Source organism: Streptomyces sp. NPDC048288 (assembly GCF_043201555.1).
In the GTDB taxonomy this organism is placed as follows: domain Bacteria; phylum Actinomycetota; class Actinomycetes; order Streptomycetales; family Streptomycetaceae; genus Streptomyces.
This window is the reverse complement of sequence record NZ_JBICZD010000001.1, coordinates 96,327-117,376: the sequence shown is the minus strand read 5'-3', so window position 1 is coordinate 117,376 and position 21,050 is coordinate 96,327. Positions and strand designations below refer to the sequence as shown.

Annotated in this window: 15 protein-coding genes; 6 read left to right on the top strand and 9 right to left on the bottom strand. The window is 71.7% G+C overall.

Features of this window, described 5'->3' with window-relative positions; genetic code table 11:
- The first annotated feature begins 31 nt into the window (after window positions 1-31).
- The gene (pepN, locus tag ACGFZS_RS00500) at window positions 32-2,611 is read left to right on the top strand and encodes an aminopeptidase N (protein ID WP_393793278.1); all 2,580 of its coding nucleotides are present in this window, start codon (window positions 32-34) and stop codon (window positions 2,609-2,611) included.
- Window positions 2,612-2,818: 207 nt separating this feature from the next.
- Window positions 2,819-3,856: a hypothetical protein gene (locus ACGFZS_RS00495; protein WP_393793277.1), complete on the top strand. Its 1,038-nt coding sequence runs from the start codon at window positions 2,819-2,821 to the stop codon at window positions 3,854-3,856.
- A gap of 72 nt (window positions 3,857-3,928) precedes the next feature.
- Here the strand turns inward: ACGFZS_RS00495 and ACGFZS_RS00490 are convergent, their stop codons facing one another.
- Window positions 3,929-4,438 carry a DinB family protein gene (locus ACGFZS_RS00490; RefSeq protein ID WP_393793276.1) on the bottom strand — a complete coding sequence of 170 codons (510 nt, stop codon included), beginning with the start codon at window positions 4,436-4,438 and terminating at the stop codon, window positions 3,929-3,931.
- 79 nt (window positions 4,439-4,517) lie between these two features.
- Here ACGFZS_RS00490 and ACGFZS_RS00485 point away from each other — a divergent pair, with 79 nt between their 5' ends.
- Window positions 4,518-5,054, top strand: a complete 537-nt coding sequence (locus tag ACGFZS_RS00485) for a GNAT family N-acetyltransferase (protein WP_393793275.1) — start codon at window positions 4,518-4,520, stop codon at window positions 5,052-5,054.
- A gap of 54 nt (window positions 5,055-5,108) precedes the next feature.
- Here the strand turns inward: ACGFZS_RS00485 and ACGFZS_RS00480 are convergent, their stop codons facing one another.
- The 6 genes from ACGFZS_RS00480 to ACGFZS_RS00455 all read right to left on the bottom strand — a co-directional run bounded on the left by ACGFZS_RS00480 (window position 5,109) and on the right by ACGFZS_RS00455 (window position 12,073).
- Window positions 5,109-6,311, bottom strand: a complete 1,203-nt coding sequence (locus ACGFZS_RS00480) for a glycosyltransferase (protein ID WP_393793274.1) — start codon at window positions 6,309-6,311, stop codon at window positions 5,109-5,111.
- A 311-nt stretch (window positions 6,312-6,622) separates the two neighbouring features.
- Window positions 6,623-7,768 (bottom strand): RNA polymerase sigma factor, encoded by a 1,146-nt coding sequence (locus tag ACGFZS_RS00475; protein ID WP_393793273.1) that lies wholly within the window; start codon window positions 7,766-7,768, stop codon window positions 6,623-6,625.
- On the bottom strand, window positions 7,761-8,183 hold the full coding sequence (locus ACGFZS_RS00470) for a YciI family protein (RefSeq protein ID WP_355711863.1): 423 nt from the start codon (window positions 8,181-8,183) through the stop codon (window positions 7,761-7,763). Before ACGFZS_RS00470 ends, ACGFZS_RS00475 begins: the two co-directional genes overlap by 8 nt.
- Before the next feature lie 119 nt (window positions 8,184-8,302).
- A complete protein-coding gene (locus tag ACGFZS_RS00465) occupies window positions 8,303-9,451 on the bottom strand; it encodes a serine hydrolase domain-containing protein (RefSeq protein WP_393793272.1) in 1,149 nt (382 codons plus the stop codon).
- A 105-nt stretch (window positions 9,452-9,556) separates the two neighbouring features.
- The gene (locus ACGFZS_RS00460) at window positions 9,557-11,335 is read right to left on the bottom strand and encodes a TIGR03767 family metallophosphoesterase (protein WP_393793271.1); all 1,779 of its coding nucleotides are present in this window, start codon (window positions 11,333-11,335) and stop codon (window positions 9,557-9,559) included.
- A gap of 273 nt (window positions 11,336-11,608) precedes the next feature.
- Window positions 11,609-12,073 carry an NUDIX hydrolase gene (locus ACGFZS_RS00455; RefSeq protein ID WP_393793270.1) on the bottom strand — a complete coding sequence of 155 codons (465 nt, stop codon included), beginning with the start codon at window positions 12,071-12,073 and terminating at the stop codon, window positions 11,609-11,611.
- 198 nt (window positions 12,074-12,271) lie between these two features.
- Between ACGFZS_RS00455 and ACGFZS_RS00450 the strand changes: the two genes are divergently transcribed.
- Window positions 12,272-15,580, top strand: coding sequence for a S8 family serine peptidase (locus tag ACGFZS_RS00450; protein WP_393793269.1), 3,309 nt, complete (start codon window positions 12,272-12,274; stop codon window positions 15,578-15,580).
- Between the two features lie 69 nt (window positions 15,581-15,649).
- Here ACGFZS_RS00450 and ACGFZS_RS00445 read toward each other — a convergent pair whose 3' ends face one another.
- Both ACGFZS_RS00445 and ACGFZS_RS00440 read right to left on the bottom strand, forming a co-directional pair.
- A complete protein-coding gene (locus ACGFZS_RS00445) occupies window positions 15,650-16,420 on the bottom strand; it encodes a hypothetical protein (RefSeq protein WP_393793268.1) in 771 nt (256 codons plus the stop codon).
- Between the two features lie 2 nt (window positions 16,421-16,422).
- A complete protein-coding gene (locus ACGFZS_RS00440) occupies window positions 16,423-16,956 on the bottom strand; it encodes a sigma-70 family RNA polymerase sigma factor (protein WP_393793267.1) in 534 nt (177 codons plus the stop codon).
- A 298-nt stretch (window positions 16,957-17,254) separates the two neighbouring features.
- Here ACGFZS_RS00440 and ACGFZS_RS00435 point away from each other — a divergent pair, with 298 nt between their 5' ends.
- Window positions 17,255-18,286, top strand: a complete 1,032-nt coding sequence (locus ACGFZS_RS00435; protein WP_393793266.1) for an aspartate-semialdehyde dehydrogenase — start codon at window positions 17,255-17,257, stop codon at window positions 18,284-18,286.
- Window positions 18,287-18,463: 177 nt separating this feature from the next.
- Window positions 18,464-21,046: an aminopeptidase N gene (pepN, locus tag ACGFZS_RS00430; protein ID WP_393793265.1), complete on the top strand. Its 2,583-nt coding sequence runs from the start codon at window positions 18,464-18,466 to the stop codon at window positions 21,044-21,046.
- Window positions 21,047-21,050 lie beyond the last annotated feature (4 nt).

Below are 21,050 nucleotides of genomic sequence, written 5' to 3'. Positions count from 1 at the left end.
GATGCGTATCGACGACGAGGGAGTGCCAACCGTGCCCGGTGAGAATCTGTCCCGCGACGAGGCCCGGGAGCGGGCCGCCCTGCTGTCCGTCGACGGGTACGACGTGGCGCTGGACGTACGGTCCGCCGTCGGCGAGAGCCGGGGCGAGCCGCGCACCTTCCGTTCGGTCACCACGATCCGCTTCCGCTGCAACGAGCCGGGCGCGTCCAGCTTCGCCGACCTGATCGCACCGAGCGTGACCGCGGTGACACTGAACGGGAAGGATCTCGACCCGGGCGAGGTCTTCGACGGCACCCGGATCGCCCTGGAGGACCTGGCCGCGGAGAACGAGCTGGTGGTGGACGCGCAGTGCGCCTACTCCCGCACCGGCGAGGGCCTGCACCGCTTCGTCGACCCCGAGGACGGCGAGGTCTACCTCTACACGCAGTACGAGCCGGCCGACTCCCGCCGGGTCTTCGCCAACTTCGAGCAGCCGGACCTCAAGGCGCCGTTCCGCTTCGAGGTGCGGGCGCCCGAGGAGTGGACGGCGTGGAGCAACGGCGCCGGTGAACTCGCCGACGGCGTCTGGCGGTTCGCGGAGACCAAGCCCATCTCGACGTACATCACCTGCGTGGTGGCCGGTCCGTACCACTACGTGACGGACTCCTACAGCCGGGCCCTGCCGGACGGCTCGACGCTGGAGATCCCGCTCGGCGCGATGTGCCGCAAGGGCCTGGCCCCCTACTTCGACGCGGACGACGTCTTCCTGGTCACCAAGCAGGGCCTGGACTTCTTCCACGAGCACTTCGACTACCCGTACCCGTTCGGCAAGTACGACCAGGCGTTCGTGCCCGAGTACAACCTCGGCGCGATGGAGAACCCGGGTCTGGTGACCTTCCGCGAGGAGTACATCTTCCGCGGCCGGGTGACGCAGGCGTCGTACGAGGCCCGCGCCAACGTGATCCTGCACGAGATGGCGCACATGTGGTTCGGCGACCTGGTCACCATGGTGTGGTGGGACGACCTGTGGCTGAAGGAGTCCTTCGCGGACTTCATGGGCACCTTCGCGAACGTCGGCGCGACCCGCTTCGACGGCGCCTGGATCACCTTCGCCAACCGCCGCAAGGCCTGGGCCTACCGCGCCGACCAGCTGCCCTCCACACACCCGATCACCGCCGACATCCGCGACCTGCAGGACGCCAAGCTCAACTTCGACGGCATCACGTACGCGAAGGGCGCCAGCGTCCTGAAGCAACTCGTGGCGTACGTCGGCCAGGACGCGTTCCTGGAGGGTGCCCGCCGCTACTTCAAGCGCAACGCGTACGGCAACACCCGGCTCGGTGACCTGCTGTCGGTCCTTCAGGAGACCAGCGGCCGGGACATGAGCGCGTGGGCGCACCAGTGGCTGCAGACGGCGGGGGTGAACTCGCTGACCCCGCAGGTGCTGCTGGACGCGGAGGGCCGGGTACAGGAGCTGGCGGTGCTGCAGGAGGCCGCCGAGTCGCACCCGGAGCTGCGTCCGCACCGGGTCGCGATCGGCCTCTACCGCCGTACGGCCGAGGGCGCGCTGGAGCGGTACGCGCGCGTGGAGACGGACGTCGACGGCCCGCGCACGGTGATCGGGGAGCTGGCCGGCGCCGAGGCCCCGGAGCTGGTCCTGGTCAACGACGACGACCTCACGTACTGCAAGATCCGCTTCGACGACACGTCACTGGCGACCCTCCGGGACCACCTGGGTGCCCTGACCGACCCGCTGGCCCGCGCCCTGTGCTGGTCGGCGCTGTGGAACCTGACCCGGGACGCGCTGCTGCCGGCCCGGGACTTCGTCGACCTGGTGCTGCGGTTCGCGAGCCGCGAGTCGGACATCGGCGTGCTGCAGATGCTGCAGGCGTGGGCGGGCTCGGCGCTGACCCACTACGTGGCGCCGCAGTGGCGGGACACGGCCGGGCGGCTGCTCGCCGAGGGCGCCCTGCGCGAGCTGCGGCAGGCGGAGCCGGGCAGCGAGCACCAGCTGGCCTGGGCGCGGTTCTTCGCGTCGACGGCGACGGGCGAGGACGACTTCGGGCTGCTGCGGGAGCTGCTGGCCGGCACCGCGGCGATCGACGGCCTCGACGTCGACCAGGAGCTGCGCTGGGCGTTCCTCGAACCCCTCGCCGCGCACGGCGCGGCCGACGAGACCGACCTGGCGGCCGAACTGGCCCGGGACGACACGGCGTCCGGCAAGCGGCACCAGGTGCGCTGCCTGGCCGCCCGCCCGTCGGCGGCCGTGAAGGCGCAGGCGTGGGCGCAGGTCGTGGAGTCGCAGGCGCTGTCCAACGCGCTGGTGGAGGCGACCATCGCGGGCTTCGCCCAGCCGACGCAGCGGGAGCTGCTCGCGCCGTACGCGGAGAAGTACTTCGAGGTGATCGCGCGGATCTGGGCGGACCGCTCGATCCAGATCGGCATGGACGTGGTGCGCGGTCTGTACCCCTCGCTGCAGGACGGTCCGCGGACGCTGGAGGCGACGGACGCCTGGCTGTCGGCGCACGCCGACGCGCCGCCGGCGCTGCGCCGGCTGGTCCTGGAGGCCCGCGACGACCTGGCCCGCGCGCTGCGCGGACAGGAGTGCGACGCACAGGCGGCCACCGGCTGACCTTTGGCCATAGGTCGCCCGCCGGGTGACCGTTACGCAATTCATTCGATCACGCCCGTAACCCCTGGCCCCCACCCGTGCGGACCAGGGGTTTCCGGCCTCTCTTCGGCACCCGAACACCTGCCCTTTAGCCCCGGCTTGTCCGTATTCATCGACGAACGCGTAACACCGGTTAAGGACCCGGCCGGCCCCGGGAATCCCGAGGCCATGACCCACAACACCCCGCTCTCCCCCCGCCCCCTCCGTCATCTGCCGGAGGCCCGCCGCCGGGTGCTGACCACGGCCCAGCTCCGCTCCCACGGCGTCGCGGCCACCGAGATCGCCGAGCAGTGCCGCCCGGGCGGCGCCTGGCAGCAGCTGCTCCCGGGCGTGATCATGCTCCACCCGGGCCCGCCGACCAGCGAGGAACGCCTGCACGGGGCCCTGCTGTTCGCGGCCCGGGAGCCGGCCCCCGGCGTCCCCTCCCAGCCGAGCCCCGACTCCCCCCACCGCCCGGTCTACCCGGACGCGATGATCACGGGCCTGGCGGCCCTCACCCTGCACGGCTTCTCGTCCACGCCGCCGCTGCCCTCCCTGGACCACGTGGACGTGCTGGTGCCCCGGCTGCGCCGGCTGCGCTCCACCTCGTACGTCCGGGTGCTCCGCACGGCCGCGCTGCCGACCCCCGAGCCGGTGACGGGCCTCCCGGTGGCGCCGGTCCCGCGCGCCCTCGCGGACGCGGTGGCGGACCTGACGGACGCGGAGGAGGTACGCCGGCTGCTGACCGAGGCGGTACGCGGCCACCACTGCGAACCGGCGGCGGTGGTACGGGAGTTGAACCAGGCGAAGCTGCTGTCCCGGCCCCATGTGGTGGACGCGGTGGACTCGCTGGTCGCCGAGGGCCGGGCCATCGCGGAGGACCGCCTCTACCGCATGGTCCGCGAGTACGGCCTGCCCGACCCGGTCTGGAACGTGGACCTGCGGCTGCCGGGCGGCCCGCACCTGGGCGGCCTGGACGCCTACTGGCCGGAGCAGGCGGTCGCCGTCGAGCTGGACACCCGGGCGCCGCGCCACGACGAGGACGCGATGTGGTCCGAGTACGCCCGCAAGCGCGAGCACCTGGAGCGCCTCGGCATCACGGTCGTCCACCTCACCCCGAAGAAGCTCCGGGACGCGATGGAGCAGCAGGCGGCGGTGGTCCGTACGGCGCTGATGGCGGCCGGCGACCGCGATCCGGCCGCCCATGTCGTGGTGCTGCCCCGCTGACCAGGGCCGGGCACCAGAAGGGCCGGAAGGGGCCGTCGGTTCGGAGGGGAACCGACGGCCCCTTTCCCGTGCTCACACCCCGGTGCGGCCGTCCGCCAGCTCCCGCAGGATGTCGAGGTGGCCGTTGTGCCGGGCCGTCTCCTCGATCAGGTGGAGGAGGATCCAGCGCAGGTCGGGGCGGAGGCCGTCGCGGAGGGTGGTCGCGGCCTTCGCGTCGAGCGGGTGGGCGGCGGCCAGTTCCCGGTACCGGGCGCTCTGCTCCTCGTACTCCCCCAGCAGCCGCGCCAGCGGGAGGTCGACGGCGATCCGCATCTCGCGGTCGGGGTCCTCGTCGGTCCAGGGGCCCTGGTCCTCCTCGCCGAGGAAGACGACCTGGAACCAGTAGTACTCCACCCAGCGCAGGTGGTTGACCAGCCCGGAGAGGGTCATCAGCGGGGAGCCGGGCAGCGGGGCCCGGCGCGCGTCCTCGGCCGAGACCTCCTCGCACTTGGCCCTGGCGGTGGCCCGCGCGTAGTCGAGGAAGGTGGTCAGCTGGGTGCGCTCGTCCCAGGCGGGGGGTGTGTCGGTCCGTGTCTGTGTCATCGCGCGGAACGATCCGCGAGACCGCGCCCCACCGTCAAACCATTAAGCCCCGCGCCGGTCCGCGACTACTGTGTCGGCGATGAGCGACGACGCCTCCGTGATACTCCGCCCCGCCCGCGAGGACGACCTCCCCCTGCTGGAGCGGTTCCTCTACGACCCCGAAGCGACCGGCCCCTTCCAGTGGTTCGGCTGGCGGGACCTCGGCCGGTTCCGGCGCCGCTGGGCGGAGAACGGTCTGCTGGGCCCGGACGGCGGCCAGTTGATCGTCGACGCGGACGCCGGGTCCGACGGCCCGTACGGCTTCGTGGCCTGGCGCCGGCTGGACACGGGCCCCACGTCGTCCTGCTGGAGCATCGGCATCGCCCTGGCCCCGGAGGCCCGCGGCCGGGGCGTCGGCACCCGCGCCCAGATCCTGCTGGTCCGCTACCTGTTCGCGCACTCCCCCGCGCAACGCGTCCAGGCGGAGACCGAGTCGGAGAACTTCGGCGAGCAACGCGCCCTGGAGAAGGCCGGGTTCACCCGCGAGGGCGTGATGCGCGGTGCCGTGTTCCGGGACGGCCGGTGGCGGGACGGCGTCCTCTACGGCATCGTGCGCGAGGACCCGCTGCCCGACTGACCGTCCCCCCTCCCGGAATGAGGGGGGACGGTGCCGTGCGGGCGGTGCCGCCTGCTACTGGCCGCTGACGCCCGGACGGAGTTCGTCGCGCACGTCGCCGACGACCCGGTCCAGCAGGTCGGCGTAGGCGGCGATCATCCGGGTGCGGCTGAACCGCTCGCGGCTCGCCAGCAGCGCCGGTGCGAAGGCGTCCCGCTCGGCCACGGCGGCCGACCAGGCGAAGGCGATCGCGTCCGGGTCGAAGGGCGTCACCAGACCGTGCCCCTCGACGATCGACGCGCTGTCGCCGACGTCCGTGGTGACCGGGACGGCCCCGCACATCATGCCCTCGATGAGGCAGAGCGGGGCCGCCTCGCCGGAGGCTGAGGTGAGCGCGACGACGTCGGAGCCGGCGTACACGGACTCCATGTCGTGCCGGACGCCGAGCAGGTGGAGGCGGTCGCCGAGGGCGGCCCGGTCCGCGCCGAAGGCGACCTCGATGTCGGCCCAGAGGGCGGGGTTGTCCTCGGTCATGCCGGCCCCGCACATGACCACGTGCCCGCCGCCCTCGCGGGCCAGCCACGCCCGGGCCGCGCGCAGGAACAGCGGCACGTTCTTCATGCCGGCGTACCGGGCGGCGAAGACCACCACCGGCGCGGTGGCCGGGACGGAGAGGGACTCGCGGAACGCGAGCCGGACCGCCGCGTCCGGGCGGAAGCGGAGCAGGTCGACCCCGTTCGGGATCACGTGCAGCAGCTCACCGGGGATCCCGGCGGCCTCGTACGCGTCCCGGGTGGACTCGGCGCAGCACACGCAGGCCACGACGGTGCCGTCCGCGATGGCGGCCTTCAGCTCGTCCAGGGCCTGCCCCTGGTTCTCCGGGTCCGAGCGGTGCAGGCACACCACCACGGGCCGGCGCGGCAGGCCGCCCTGGTTGAGCAGGGCCAGCGGCTGTTCCTTCAGCGACAGGATGACGTCCGCGCCGGCCATCGCCCGAGCCGTATCGGCCAGCTCGGGTCCGCTGAAAACCGACGCCGCGACGGTGCCGTCCACCAGGCCCGCGCTGCGGCCGAGCGAGGTGACGTCGATGCCACCGGCCGTGAGCGCCCGGTAGCACGCGTCGTCCTCCATGCGCTGAGTGGTGGCTTCTCGGTGGACCTCACCGTGCAGACTCAGCACCCGATGCCACTGCTGTCCGCCCTCTACCAGGCCCAGCAGCACATCACTGTGCACGATCCGGGCTCCCCCGGAGAAAAAACCCTCGTAGACCGAGAGCACACGAAGTCCGAGCCGAGCGCCCACACGATCACCAGCCTTGCACCATATCGAGCCATCCCCGGGAACCTCGGGTTAGCCGATATGAGGCGGTACGGACGTTTCATCGGGATGAACGGCGCGTCTCGTGTCGGAGTCCGATTCATTTACACGGTGAGCGTCGGACGACCCACTGTCAACATCATCGGCACAGCGCCTCCGCCACCCTTCTGACCTGCGGTTTCACGGCCGTCTCCGAGGCGTCGGCGGACGCCGGACCGGCCGGGCCGAGGGCAAAAAAATCGGCAAGCGGAATCCTCGAACGTACGACGGTGTCAGCCGTTCCGGTGAGCGTTGAGCCGGGCGGCCCTGCGGGTCAGATGGTCGCGTTCGGCGAGGGTGGTCGCCTGGTGGGCCGCCTCGGCGTACAGCCGTGCCGCCGTCTCCGGGTCGCCGTCGCGTTCGTGCAGATAGGCCGCCACCGCGGTGTGACGGGGCAGCGCCGCGTCGAGTTCGGCGAGGGCGGCCAGACCGGCCCGGGGGCCGTCGGCCTCGCCGACGGCGACCGCGCGGTTGAGCCGGACGACGGGGCTGTCGGTCAGCTCGGCGAGTTCGTCGTACCACTCGACGATCTGCACCCAGTCGGTCTCCTCGACGGTGGGCGCGTCGGCGTGCAGGGCGGCGATGGCGGCCTGTGCCTGGAACTCGCCGAGGCGGTCGCGGGCCAGGGCCGTCTGCAGGATCCCGACGCCCTCGGCGATCAGGCGGGTGTCCCAGCGGCCGCGGTCCTGTTCGGCGAGCGGCACCAGGCTGCCGTCGGGCGCGGTACGGGCGGCGCGCCGGGCGTGGTGGAGCAGCATCAGGGCGAGCAGCCCGGCCGCCTCGGGGTGGTCGATCGAGGCCGCGAGCTGCCGGGTGAGCCGGATCGCCTCGGCGGCGAGGTCGACATCGCCGGAGTAGCCCTCGTTGAAGACCAGGTAGAGGACGCGCAGCACGGTGGCGACGTCCCCGGGCCGGTCGAACCGCACCCCGGAGACGGTGCGCTTGGCGCGGCTGATGCGCTGCGCCATGGTCGCCTCGGGCACCAGGTAGGCCCGGGCGATCTGCCGGGTGGTGAGGCCGCCGACGGCGCGCAGGGTGAGCGCGACGGCGGAGGAGGGGGTGAGGGAGGGGTGGGCGCAGAGGAAGTAGAGCTGGAGGGTGTCGTCCGCGGCGGGCGCGGGACCGGGGGGCGGCTCCTCGTCGGCGCGGTCCTCGCGGCGGCGCCGGGCGGTGTCGGCCCGGGTCGCGTCGAGGAACTTGCGCCAGGCCACGGTGACCAGCCAGCCCTTCGGATCGCGCGGCGGGTCGGCCGGCCAGCCGCGGAGCGCCTCGACGAGCGCCTCCTGCACGGCGTCCTCGGCCGCCGCGAAGTCGGCTCCGCGGCGGACGAGGACGGTGAGCACGCTGGGCGTGAGGCTCCTGAGCAGAGCCTCATCCATGGGCGAGGCACTCCGGGACGGTGGGCGGCGCGGCCAGGAAGGGGCGTACCTCCAGCCACTCGTGGATCGGCCTGCCGCCCGCCCCGGGGGCCGCGGACAGCTCCCCGGCCAGTTCGACGGCGCGTTCGTGGCTGTCGACGTCGATGATCATCCAGCCGGCGATGAGGTCCTTGGTCTCGGCGAACGGGCCGTCGGTGACCGGGGGGCGCCCCTCGCCGTCGTAGCGGACCCACTGCCCCTCCGGGGCCAGCGCCTGGCCGTCGACGAACTCGCCGGACTTCTCCAGGCGGGCGGCGAAGTCGTTCATGTACTGGATGTGCGCCGAGATCTCCTCCGGCGTCCACCGGTCCATGGGGATGTCGTTGACCGGGGCCGGGGCGCCGCGGTAGTGCTTCAGCAGCAGGTACTTGGCCATGGTGTTCTCCTCGGTGCTGGTACGGCCCATTGTGGCCGCCTTCACCCCGGGGACGGAGCCGGCCGCGGGTTCTCGACATCGCCGCCGGAGATTTTTTTCCGGGTGCTCGGCGCGGGGGCTCAGCCCCCGCAGAACTCCGCCTCCAGCACCGCCTGCGGGTCCTCCGTCCAGTCGCCGTTGTAGTTCACGGCCAGGGCGTGGCGGCCGTCGGCGGTGGTGGCCGCCAGGGACGAGGAGCCGTGGATCCCGCCGTCGTGGCCCCAGACGTGGACACCGCAGGAGAGGGTGCGGTCGGCCAGGCCGAGTCCGTAGGCGCTGCCGGGGTTCCCGGGGACCGGGATCGTGGTCTTCATCTCCTTGAGCTGGTGTGCGGGGAGCAGCCGGCCGCGCAGGAGGGCCTGGTAGAAGCGGGTCAGGTCGGCGGAGGTGGAGATCATCTCGCCGGCCGAGGAGGCCATGGACGGGTTGAGGGCGGTGACGTCGTAGGTGGGGCCCGTCGCCGTCTCCGCCAGCTTCGAGTAGGCGCGGCCGCTCGGCCGGGGGACGGTGGTGCGGGTGCCGGGGAGGGAGGTGCCGGTCAGGTGGAGGGGTTCGATGACCCGGTCGGTGATCTCCCGGGCGTACGAGTGGCCCGTCACGGCCTTGATGACCATGCCGGCGAGGACGTAGTTGGTGTTGGAGTAGGCCCAGTCGGTGCCCGGTGCGAAGGCCGGCTCGTGCTTCATGGCGATCGCCACCAGCGCGGCGGGCGTCAGCGTGTCGTAGCGGTGCCGGAGGAAGCCGTCCGCGAGGAAGTAGGTGCGGCCGAAGTCGTCGTCGGACGTGTAGTTGAAGATGCCGCTGGTGTGGTTGAGGAGTTGGCGGACGGTGATACGGCGGCCGTCGTTGCCGTTGCCGGTGACCACGCCCGGCAGCCACCGGTCGACGGTGTCGTCCAGGGACAGCCGGCCCTCCGCCTCCAGCTGGAGCAGGACGGTGGCCACGAAGGTCTTGGTGATGCTGCCGACCCGGTAGTGGTCGGCGGCCGAACGCGGGGCGCCGGTGCGCAGGTCGCCCACCCCGGCCGTCGTCGACCAGCTGCCGCGGCGGTCCCGGGCGGTCGCCGTCACCCCGGGGACGCCGGCCGCCACCGCCGCCTTCACCGCCGCGCGGGTGGCGGCGTGGCCGCCGCCGGGCGCCGCCTGCGCCGGAGCCGCCAGGGCCGGTCCCGCCAGGGCCGCCGTCAGGGCCAGCGCGCCGGTCGCCACCAGTGTCGTCCGTACGGACATGTCTCTCCCCCAGTCGAGTCGTCGTACGCGTCGGCGTACGCGGTCGGGGGGAGGGACACCGCCGTGATCGGGGAGGTTGCCCGGACTGGTCCGGTTGAGCGGGATTCAGCCCTTCTTCAGGACCAGCTCGGTGTTCCGGTCCGCCGTGTTGCCGCCGAGGACCTTGCTGGAGCCCGGGGCGTTGAAGGCGAGTTCGCGGTAGAGGGCGGCGAGGCCGGTCTGGGAGAGGTCGGAGAAGTCGGTGCGGTGCGGGGCCGCCGACTCGATCAGGGTGGTGAACAGGGAGATCGTGCCGTCCTTGTTGTCGGTGAGTTCGACGACGCGGGCGAGCTGCGGGTAGTCCACGTGGGACGCCGTGGTGATCTCCCAGAAGGAGTTGCCGTTCGAGGCCTTGTGCGGGGCGATGAGGTTGCGGTGGATGTGGCCGTTCACCCAGGCCAGCACGTTGGCGTGGCGGTTGAGGGCGGTGACCAGCTCGCCGCCCGTGTGACGGCGGTCGCTCGGGTGGGCCGGGTCGGGGCGGGTGTTGGTCATCGTCTGGCTGGTGTGGTGGCTGAAGACGACCGCGTAGGAGTCCTTGTTCTCCTTCAGGGTCTTCTCCAGCCAGGCCAGCTGGGTGGAGCCGATCGATCCGTCGTAGTGGCCGCCCGCGTCCGTCGTGTCGAGGCTGATGCCGATGACGTCGTCGGAGATGCGGAAGGCGTAGTACTGGGTCTTCGCGGCGAGGTTCGCCGAGGAGTAGCCGTGGCCGACCGGGCCGAGGCCCTGGTAGGCGGGGTCCAGGTGGGCCTTCAGGTAGTCCGTCACCGTGTACGGGGCACGCTTCTCGTCGGCCGTGACCGACCGCATGGAGCGGGCGTGGGCCTTGAGGAAGTCCCGGTAGCCGCTGCCCTTGGGGTCCTGGGCCTTGCGGATGGAGTCCTGGAGCTTCTTCGCCTCCGCGTCGGTCACCGTCATCAGCTTCTTGCCGCCGACCGCGGCCGCGGCCAGGTAGGGGTCGGCGTGCGAGCCGAAGCAGCCGAGCGGCAGGGAGTCGTGGTTGCCGACGGTGGAGTACCAGGGCAGGTTGAGGCCGGGGCTCTTCACCTCGCGGATCGCGGCGGCCAGATAGCCCGCGAGGTGCGGGAAGCCGAGCGCCTTGTCGCCGTCGCGGACGGTGGAGGAGGCCTGCCAGTACAGCTTCAGCCCGCTGTTCTGCACGCCCTCGTAATGCTTGGGGTCCCCGGAGTTGGGGGTCATCCGGCCGCCGCTCATCACCTTCATGAACCACTCCAGCTCGGAGTGGGCGTTGTTGTCGGTGTTGTCGCCGGTCGTCATCACGAAGTGCAGCGGGGAGCCGGTGACCGGGGCGCCGCGCAGCGCGTTGACCCGCTCCACGAGCGAGATCGCGCCGGGCACGGTGAGCGCCTCGTGCGGGCGCCAGGCGTGCGGGTCGTGGGCGCGCAGGAACTCCAGGCGCAGCGGGTGCTGGACGTCCATCAGGTGCAGGTCGGTGAACTGCACGAACGCGGCGAGCGCGGTACGGCGGCCGGCGCGGCCGGACTTGGCGGCGGCCAGGTCGGAGCGCAGCACCCGCGACCAGCCGGCGCCGTCGCCGAGCCGGCGGTACCCGGAGCTGTTCCGGGGCGCGGCGACGGAGGCGAGCGTGGTGCCCTTGGTGTACGGCACGAGGGCGCCCGCGGCGGCCTTGCGGCCCTCGGCGACCGGCTCCTGCTCCTCGGTGACCGCGGGTGCGGCCTGGCTGCCGGTGGGGCGCAGGGCGTAGCCGACGCCCGCGGAGAGCGAGACGGCCCCGGCGGCGGCGAGCACGGTACGGCGGTTGATCTCCAGGGCCTCCCGGCCCTTCTGGGCGGCGGAAGTGGCGACAGAGCGTATGCGCGACATGGCGCGATCTCCCCGAGTACGAACGCGTCCGGCAGTGGTCACGGGCGATCGCTTCCGCGAACTTCCCGCTCACTTTGGATCGTTGGCACCGGGGGTGACCTGCGCGTGAACGCGGCGGCAACGCGCAGCGCCGATCACCGTACGTGGATCAGGTGTGACGGGGACCGGTCATGGAGCGGATTGCGGGCGGCCGGGACCCGGTTACTCCGTGTTCATCTGCCGGGGTAGGGGAGGGTCTCCGGCGCTCAACGGCTGCGCTTACGACGGTTGCGCTTACGACTGCTCCTCCGCGAACCGCCCCGCGGCCGGCCGCTCCCGCCACAGCCGCAGGGCCGTGTCGATCAGCCCGACGCGCCTCAGGGCCGGTACGGCGTCCAGGTCCTGCCAGGCGGCCAGGTCGGTGGAGCCGTTCACCTCGTTGCGCAGCTCTCCCCCGACGACCTCGCCGCTGTAGACGATCCGCACGCTGTGGTGGTCGGTGACGCGGGTCAGCAGGTTCTCGCGGACGAAGCGGTGCCGGCGGGAGTCGATGCCGAGCAGGCCGGTCACCTCGATGCGGTAGCCGGTCTCCTCCATGAGCTCGCGGCGGACCGTGTCGTAGGGGTCCTCGCCGTGCTCCATGCCGCCGCCGGGCAGGACCCACTCGGGGGTGCCGTCGGCCGCGGGCGACCGGGCCAGCAGGATCTGTCCGTCACGGACGCACACGGCGTAGGCCGCCACCCTCAGCTTCTCGCGCACATGCGCACGGTAGGGCGCGAACCCCGCGACGGCCACCGGGTTTTCCGCGCTCGGACCGGGGGTTTTCCCCATACGTTCATATCGATTCGGTCAACGTTCCCAAAAGATCGTTCCCTTGGGGAAAGCTGTGCGCCTAACCGCCGGGCATGCACATGTCCGGTCGTTCCACGCTCGTTCCTTTACCTACAAGGGATGCAGATGACCCTCAGCCCCCAGCACGACCCGATACCGGGCCACAGACGCCTGGGCCGGATGGCCGTCGCCGTCGGTGTCGTCGCCGCGCTCTCCGCCGCCGGACCGATACCCCTGGCCGCCGCCGCTGTCCCGTCCGCCTCCGCCGCCACCGCCGCCGGCCCCGGCACCAAGTCGGCGCACGACAAGCTCGGTTCGGACGACGCCGAACTGCTCGCCGAGGCCAAGTCCGCGGGTGCCAAGAACGTCACGATGATGATCGCGACCGCGCCGGGGCAGACCGAGCAGGTCGCCGAGGAGCTGGACGCGGTCAAGGGCGGCTCGGTGGGCCGTACGTACGACAAGCTCGGCTACGTCCGGGCGACCGTCCCCACCGGCCGGGCGGACTCGGCGATCGCCGCGGCCGCGAAGCTGTCCTCGGTGCACGCGATCGACCTGCGCCAGGAGATCCCGCTCGACGACCCGACGGTGACGGACGGCAAAGCCAAGGCCACCAAGGCCACTGCCACCTACTCGGGGCCGAGCAAAAGCACCCCCGCCGCGAACCCCTACAACCCCTCCTTCGAGACGGGCGCCGTCGACTTCGTCAAGGAGCACCCGAAGGCGGACGGCCGGGGCGTCACCATCGGCATCCTGGACTCCGGCGTGGACCTCGGCCACCCGGCGCTGCAGAAGACCACCACGGGCGAGCGGAAGATCGTCGACTGGGTGACGTCGACCGACCCGATCGTCGACAGCGACCAGACCTGGCGGCCGATGGTCACGGCCGTGTCCGGTCCGAGCTTCACCTACGGAGGCAAGAGCTGGACGGCGCCCGCCGGGTCGTACCAGATCAGCACCTTCAGGGAGTCGTACACCACGGGCGGTGACGCGGCCGGTGACGCCAACCGCGACGGCGACACCACGGACAGCTGGGGCGTGCTCTACGACCCGGCGGCCGGCACGGTCACGGTCGACCTGAACAACAACAACGACTTCTCCGACGACACGCCGATGAAGCCGTACAAGGACGGCTACCAGGTCGGCTACTTCGGCACCGACAACCCGGCGACCGACGTCGTCGAGCGGCAGCCGTTCGTCGTGCAGATCCGCAAGGACGTGCCGATGGACCCGTACGGCGGGGACTGGGTCGGCAAGAAGGCCGACTTCGTCAACATCGGCGTCATCGAGTCCGAGCACGGCACGCACGTCGCCGGCATCACCGCCGCCAACGGCCTGTTCGGCGGCAGGATGAACGGCGCGGCGCCGGGCGCGAAGATCGTCTCCTCGCGTGCCTGCACCTGGTCCGGCGGCTGCACCAACGTCGCCCTCACCGAGGGCATGATCGACCTGGTCGCCAACCGGGGCGTGAACATCGTGAACATGTCGATCGGCGGCCTCCCGGCGCTGAACGACGGCAACAACGCCCGCGCCGAGCTGTACACGCGGCTCATCGACACCTACGGCGTGCAGCTGGTCATCTCGGCCGGCAACTCCGGCCCCGGCGCCAACACCATCGGCGACCCCGGTCTCGCCGACAAGGTCATCTCGGTCGGCGCGGCCATCTCCAAGGAGACCTGGGCCGCCAACTACGGCTCCCAGGTGACCAAGAAGTACCAGCTGCTGCCCTTCTCCTCGCGCGGCCCGCGTGAGGACGGCGGCTTCACGCCGACGCTGGTCGCCCCCGGCGCCGCGATCAACAGCACCCAGACCTGGCTGCCGGGCTCCCCGGTCGCCGAGGCGGGCTACTCGCTGCCGGCCGGCTACTCGATGCTCCAGGGCACCTCGATGGCCTCCCCGCAGGCGGCGGGCGCCTCCGCGCTGCTCCTGTCGGCCGCCAAGCAGAAGGGCATCGCCCTCTCCCCCGCCGACCTGCGCACGGCGCTGACCTCGACCGCCCACCACATCAAGGGCGTTCAGGCCTACGAGGAGGGCGCGGGCCGGATCGACATCGTCGACGCCTGGGACGCCATCCGCGACCACGCCACCGCGCACGACTACACCGTCAAGGCGCCCGTCGACACCGCGATCGACTACGCGCTGAAGACCCCGGGCTACGGCACCGGCCTCTACGACCGTGAAGGCGGCCTGAAGGCCGGGCAGAAGAAGACGTACGACGTCACCGTCACCCGGACCTCCGGCTCGGCCAAGGCGCTCCGGCACGAGCTGTCCTTCGAGAACAACGCCGAGGGAACCTTCCGGATCCTCGGATCCGACGAGGTGAAGCTGCCGCTGAACCAGCCGGTCACGGTCAAGGTGCAGGCGCAGCCGCGGAGCGCGGGCATCAAGTCGGCGATCCTGGACGTCGACGACCCGCGCACCGAGGGCGTCGACAAGCAGATCCTGACCACGGTCGTGGTCTCCACCCCGGTCGCCTACACGTACACGAAGTCGAGTTCGGTGCAGCGCAACAGCTCCACCTCGTACTTCGTGACCGTGCCCGAGGGCGCCACCTCCCTGGAGGTCGCGATGAGCGGGCTGGCCGACAAGAGCCAGACCCGGTTCATCGCCATCCACCCGTACGGCGTCCCGGTCGACAACACCGGCACCCCGTACTGCTACAACAACTACCTGAACGGCAACGGCTGCGCGCCCGACGTGCGTTCGTACGCCGACCCGCAGGCCGGCGTCTGGGAGATCGAGGTCGAGGCGCGCCGCACCTCGCCGCTGCTCGACAACCCCTACAAGCTGGGCGTCACCGTGCTCGGCGCGGCCTTCGACCCGGAGACCGTGACCGTGCCCGAGGCCAAGGTCGGCACCCCGGTCACCGCGTCCTGGAAGGTGACCAACAAGTTCGCCGCCCTCGACGGCAAGCTGGTGGGCGGCCCGCTCGGCTCCTCCAAGACGGCCCGCCCCGCCATCAAGGAGGGCGAGGCCCAGACCACCACGGTGACCGTGCCCGAGGGCGCCACCTCGCTGGACGTGGCGATCGGAAACGTCTCCGACACGGCGGCCGACCTCGACCTGACCGTGTACGACGCGGCCGGCAACCAGGTCGCGCAGTCCGCCGACGGCGACTCGGAGGAGGCGGTCTCCATCGCCTCGCCGGCCGCCGGGACCTACACGGTCGAGGTCGTCGGCTACTCGGTGCCGTCCGGCTCCACCGACTACGACTACCGGGACGTCTTCTTCTCCGCCGCGCTCGGCAGCGTCACGGTCGACGGTTCCACGCCGGTCCAGCTCGCCACGGGTGCCTCGACCACGGTGACCGGGCAGGTCACCGCGGCCGCGGCGGCCCCCGAGGGACGTGAGTTCTTCGGACAGGTCCAGCTGGTCAACGCGCGCGGCACGGTCGCGGGCATCGGCAGCGTGAAGATCGAGAAGGTCACGCCGTAAGGCCTGGCGACATCAGGGAGGGGCGGGCGTCCTGCGGGGCGCCCGCCCCTTCGCCGTCTCCGCCGGCTGTCACTCCTCGCAGGTGAGGGTCCGTGACCGAGGAAGGTCGCGGACGATCCAGGCCCGCTGCGACGCGATCTCCCGCTCCCCGACCGCGTACCGGTCGGGCACCTGCTGCCCGGTCCGGACGGCGACCAGGACGAGGGCCCCCTGCCGGATCCGGCTGTCCGCGCCGGCCTCGAAGAGGACGTCGACCTCCTCGGCGGCCTTCGCCGGTTTGTAGGCGCGGGTCACCTTCAGGGTGACGCGTTCCCGGCCGCTGTCCGGGACCTCGTGCACACCCGTCACCGTGCCCTCGACGACGAGCCGGGCGCAGGCCAGGAAGCGCGCGCCGTCGAGGGACTCCTCGGCACCGCCCGCCGTGCTGCCGGAGGCGGTGTCGGCGCTGCTGCTCGCGCTCTTGCTGTCCGCGCCGTTCGACACGAGCCAGCCGAGGCCGAACACCGCCGAGGCGAACGCGGCGGCGAGAGCGCCGGCGAGGCCGAGTCCGCGGACACCCGGGTGCTGCCACGGCCCGCGGCGCCCGGCCGGGCGCACACGGGGCCGGGGCTGGCGCTGCGGCTGGGGCCGCGGGAGTGGCTCGGCCAGGGTGTCCGCGATGATCCCGAGCTGTTCGCGCAGGAGGGCCACGTCGGCGGTGGCCGCCCGGTGCTCGGCCATGAAGGCGGCATCGGCACGCTGCCCGTCGGTGAGCGGCTCCTCGGCGAGAACGGCGAACAGGGCGTCCAAGTCGTCGTCCCGGCCGTCGTACATCTCATGAGCCTCGTGTTCGGCGGTCATGCTCACACCACCTCGTCCTCGTGCAGGCGGGCGCGCAGGGCCCGTACCGCCGTGTGCAGCCGGCTCTTGACGGTGCCCTCGGGGATGCCGAGTTCCTCGGCTATCCCGCGCACCGGCAGGTCGGCGTAGAAGCGCAGGACGAGGATCTGACGCTGGGCGTCCGGCAGTTCGTCCAGGCCGCGGGCGACGGCGACGGAGAGCAGCCTGCTGTCCTCGCCGGAGCCGGAGGCGTGCTCGGGCTGGCGCAGGGACGCCAGCCGTTCGCCGAGGCGTTCCTGGCGGCGCTTGGCGCGGTGCCAGTCCATGGCGAGGTGGGAGGCGACGACCGCCGCCCACGCCGAGACGTCCCGCGGCGCCTCCTGGCCGCTCGCGGCCCGCTCCAGCAACCGCAGACGTACCTGCTGTACCCCGTCCAGCAGGTCCGCCTGCGGTACACCGCCCAGCGCGAGCACCGCCCTGACCCGGCGCTCCTGGTCCGCGTCCAGAGGATCCCCGTGCTCGTCCCCCTGGGCGCGGCGGGCCTTTCTGCGCAGCACAACCCACCCCCCTCACCGCGTTTCTCCTACGACGCCGCAGCCCCCGGAAACGTTCGGCCGGATCCCGGACATCTTTTCCGAGGCGTACGTCACACCGGCGCGCGGCGCAGCACAGCTTGCGGTACGACGGCCAAGTGGAGGTAATTTCTGCAGCTCAGCGTAGGTGTGGGCGGGAGTTCCACGGGCCGGGTGGTCCGGTCGGCGGGTATGGCGCGCAAAGAATTGGACAGGCTGACCCGGGTCGGCCGCATGATGGAAAGGCCGCAGGCACATATCGACACAGGCAGAGGGAGTCACCGTGAGGGTCGGAATCGTCGGAGCCACCGGTCAGGTCGGCACGGTCATGCGCAGGATCCTCGCGGAACGGGCTGCATCCAGTTCTCTTGGCCCCGTCACGCAGCTGCGCCTGTTCGCCTCGGCCCGTTCGGCCGGGTCCGTGCTCGACGGTGTGACGGTGGAGGACGCGGCGACCGCCGACTACTCGGGCCTGGACATCGTGCTGTTCTCGGCGGGCGGGGCCACCTCGAAGGCGCTGGCCGAGAAGGTCGCCTCCCAGGGTGCCGTCGTGATCGACAACTCCTCCGCCTGGCGCAAGGACCCCGAGGTCCCGCTGGTCGTCTCCGAGGTGAACCCGCACGCGATCGCGGACCGCCCCAAGGGCATCATCGCCAACCCGAACTGCACCACGATGGCCGCGATGCCGGTCCTGAAGGTGCTGGACGCGGAGGCGGGCCTGGAGGCGCTGGTCGCCACCACCTACCAGGCGGTGTCCGGCTCCGGTCTCGCGGGCGTGGCGGAGCTGCACGGCCAGGTGCAGAAGGTCGCCGCCGACGCGGAGAAGCTCACCCACGACGGCGCGGCGGTCGACTTCCCCGAGCCGCAGGTCTACAAGCGCCCCATCGCCTTCAACGTGCTGCCCTTCGCCGGCAACCTCGTCGAGGACGGTCTGAACGAGACCGACGAGGAGCAGAAGCTGCGCAACGAGTCCCGCAAGATCCTGGAGCTGCCCGGGCTGAAGGTCTCCGGCACCTGTGTGCGGGTTCCGGTGTTCTCCGGTCACTCGCTCCAGATCAACGCGCGGTTCGCCCGGCCGATCAGCCCCGAGCGGGCGACCGAGCTGCTGTCCGACGCGCCCGGCGTCGAGCTGTCCGACATCCCGACGCCGCTGCAGGCGGCCGGGCAGGACCCGTCGTACGTCGGGCGGATCCGGCGGGACGAGACGGTGGAGAACGGGCTCGCGCTGTTCGTCTCCAACGACAACCTCCGCAAGGGGGCTGCGCTGAACGCCGTGCAGATCGCGGAGCTGGTGGCCGCGGAGCTGTCGCGGTAGGACCGGCCGTCGTAGCGGTGCGGGTGCGTGGGGGCTGGTCGCGCAGTTCCCCGCGCCCCTGACGGGGCGCTGCAGTCGAGGGCGCTGACAGGCATTCTCTGGGGTTTTCCCTCGTCGCCCTCCTCCCACCTCCCGTGGAAGGATGGCGCAACCCACACATAACGAGGAGATGACCGCGTGCCTGGCACAAACCTGACTCGCGAAGAGGCGCAGCAGCGGGCGACGCTGCTCACCGTTGACTCGTACGAGATCGATCTCGACCTCTCCGGCGCGCAGGAGGGCGGTACCTACCGGTCCGTGACCACGGTGCGCTTCGACGTCGCCGAATCCGGCGCCGCTTCCTTCATCGACCTGGTGGCCCCGGCGGTCCACGAGGTCACCCTCAACGGTGACGCGCTGGACCCGGCCGAGGTCTTCGCGGACTCCCGGATCGCGCTGCCCGGCCTGCTGGAGGGCCGCAACGTCCTCCGGGTGGTCGCGGACTGCGCGTACACCAACACGGGTGAGGGTCTGCACCGGTTCGTCGACCCGGTCGACGAGCAGGCGTACCTGTACACCCAGTTCGAGGTGCCGGACGCCCGCCGCGTCTTCGCCTCCTTCGAGCAGCCCGACCTGAAGGCGACCTTCCAGTTCACCGTGAAGGCGCCGACCGGCTGGACGGTGATCTCGAACTCGCCGACGCCCGAGCCGAAGGACTCGCTGCCCAACGTATGGACCTTCGAGCCGACGCCGCGCATCTCGTCGTACATCACCGCGCTGATCGTCGGCCCGTACCACTCCGTGCACAGCGTGTACGAGAAGGACGGCCAGAGCGTGCCGCTGGGCATCTACTGCCGTCCCTCGCTCGCGGAGTTCCTGGACTCGGACGCGATCTTCGAGGTGACCCGGCAGGGCTTCGAGTGGTTCCAGGAGAAGTTCGACTACGCGTACCCGTTCAAGAAGTACGACCAGCTGTTCGTGCCCGAGTTCAACGCGGGCGCGATGGAGAACGCGGGCGCGGTGACCATCCGCGACCAGTACGTCTTCCGGTCCAAGGTGACGGACGCGGCGTACGAGACGCGGGCCGAGACCATCCTGCACGAGCTGGCCCACATGTGGTTCGGCGACCTGGTCACCATGGAGTGGTGGAACGACCTGTGGCTGAACGAGTCGTTCGCCACCTACACCTCCATCGCCTGCCAGGCGTACGCGCCCGGGTCGCGCTGGCCGCACTCGTGGACGACGTTCGCCAACTCCATGAAGACGTGGGCGTACCGGCAGGACCAGCTGCCCTCCACGCACCCGATCATGGCCGAGATCCGGGATCTCGACGATGTGCTCGTCAACTTCGACGGCATCACGTACGCCAAGGGCGCGAGTGTGCTGAAGCAGCTCGTCGCGTACGTCGGGATGGACGAGTTCTTCAAGGGCGTGCAGGCGTACTTCAAGCGGCACGCGTTCGGCAACACGCGCCTGTCCGACCTGCTGGGCGCCCTGGAGGAGACCTCCGGGCGCGACCTGAGCACCTGGTCGCAGAAGTGGCTGCAGACGGCGGGCATCAACATCCTGCGTCCGGAGGTGGAGACGGACGCCGACGGTGTCGTCACCTCCTTCGCCATCCGCCAGGAGGCCCCGGCGCTGCCGGCCGGCGCCAAGGGCGAGCCGACGCTGCGTCCGCACCGGATCGCGATCGGCCTGTACGACCTCGACGAGGCGAGCGGCAAGCTGGTGCGCACCGAGCGCATCGAGTTGGACGTGGACGGCGAGCTGACCGCCGTACCGCAGCTGACCGGCCGCGCCCGCCCCGCGGTGTTCCTGCTCAACGACGACGACCTGTCGTACGCCAAGGTCCGCCTCGACGAGGAGTCCCTGCGCTTCGTCACCGAGCACCTCGGCGACTTCGAGTCCTCGCTGCCGCGCGCCCTGTGCTGGGCGTCGGCCTGGGACATGACCCGGGACGCGGAACTCCCCACCCGTGAGTACCTGTCGCTGGTGCTGTCCGGCATCGGCAAGGAGTCCGACATCGGTGTCGTGCAGTCGCTGCACCGCCAGGTGAAGCTCGCCGTCGAGCTGTACGCCGACCCGAGCGCCCGTGAGGCCCTGCTCACCCGCTGGACCGACGCCACGCTGGCCCACCTGCGGGCGGCCGCGCCGGCCAGTGACCACCAGCTGGCCTGGGCCCGCGCCTTCGCGGCCACCGCCCGCACCCCGGAGCAGCTGGACCTGCTCGACGGTCTGCTGGACGGCACCCACACCATCGAGGGCCTGGCCGTCGACACCGAGCTGCGCTGGGCGTTCGTGGAGCGGCTGGCGGCGGTCGGCCGCTTCGACGAGACGGAGATCGCGGGCGAGTACGAGCGGGACCGGACGGCCGCCGGTGAGCGGCACGCGGCCACCGCCCGGGCGGCCCGGCCGACCGAGGAGGCCAAGGCGGAGGCGTGGGCGTCGGTCATCGACTCCGACAAGCTGCCGAACGCCGTGCAGGAGGCCGTGATCGGCGGCTTCGTCCAGACCGACCAGCGTGAGCTGCTGGCGCCCTACACCGACAAGTACTTCGAGATCCTGAAGTCGGTGTGGGACTCCCGCTCGCACGAGATCGCCCAGCAGATCGCGATCGGCCTCTACCCGGCCCTCCAGGTGTCCCAGGAGACCCTCACCAAGACGGACACCTGGCTGGCCTCGGCCCAGCCGAACGCGGCGCTGGCCCGGCTGGTCTCGGAGTCCCGCGCGGGCGTCGAGCGCGCCCTGAGGGCCCAGGCGGCGGACGCGGCCGCCCAGTAGGCGG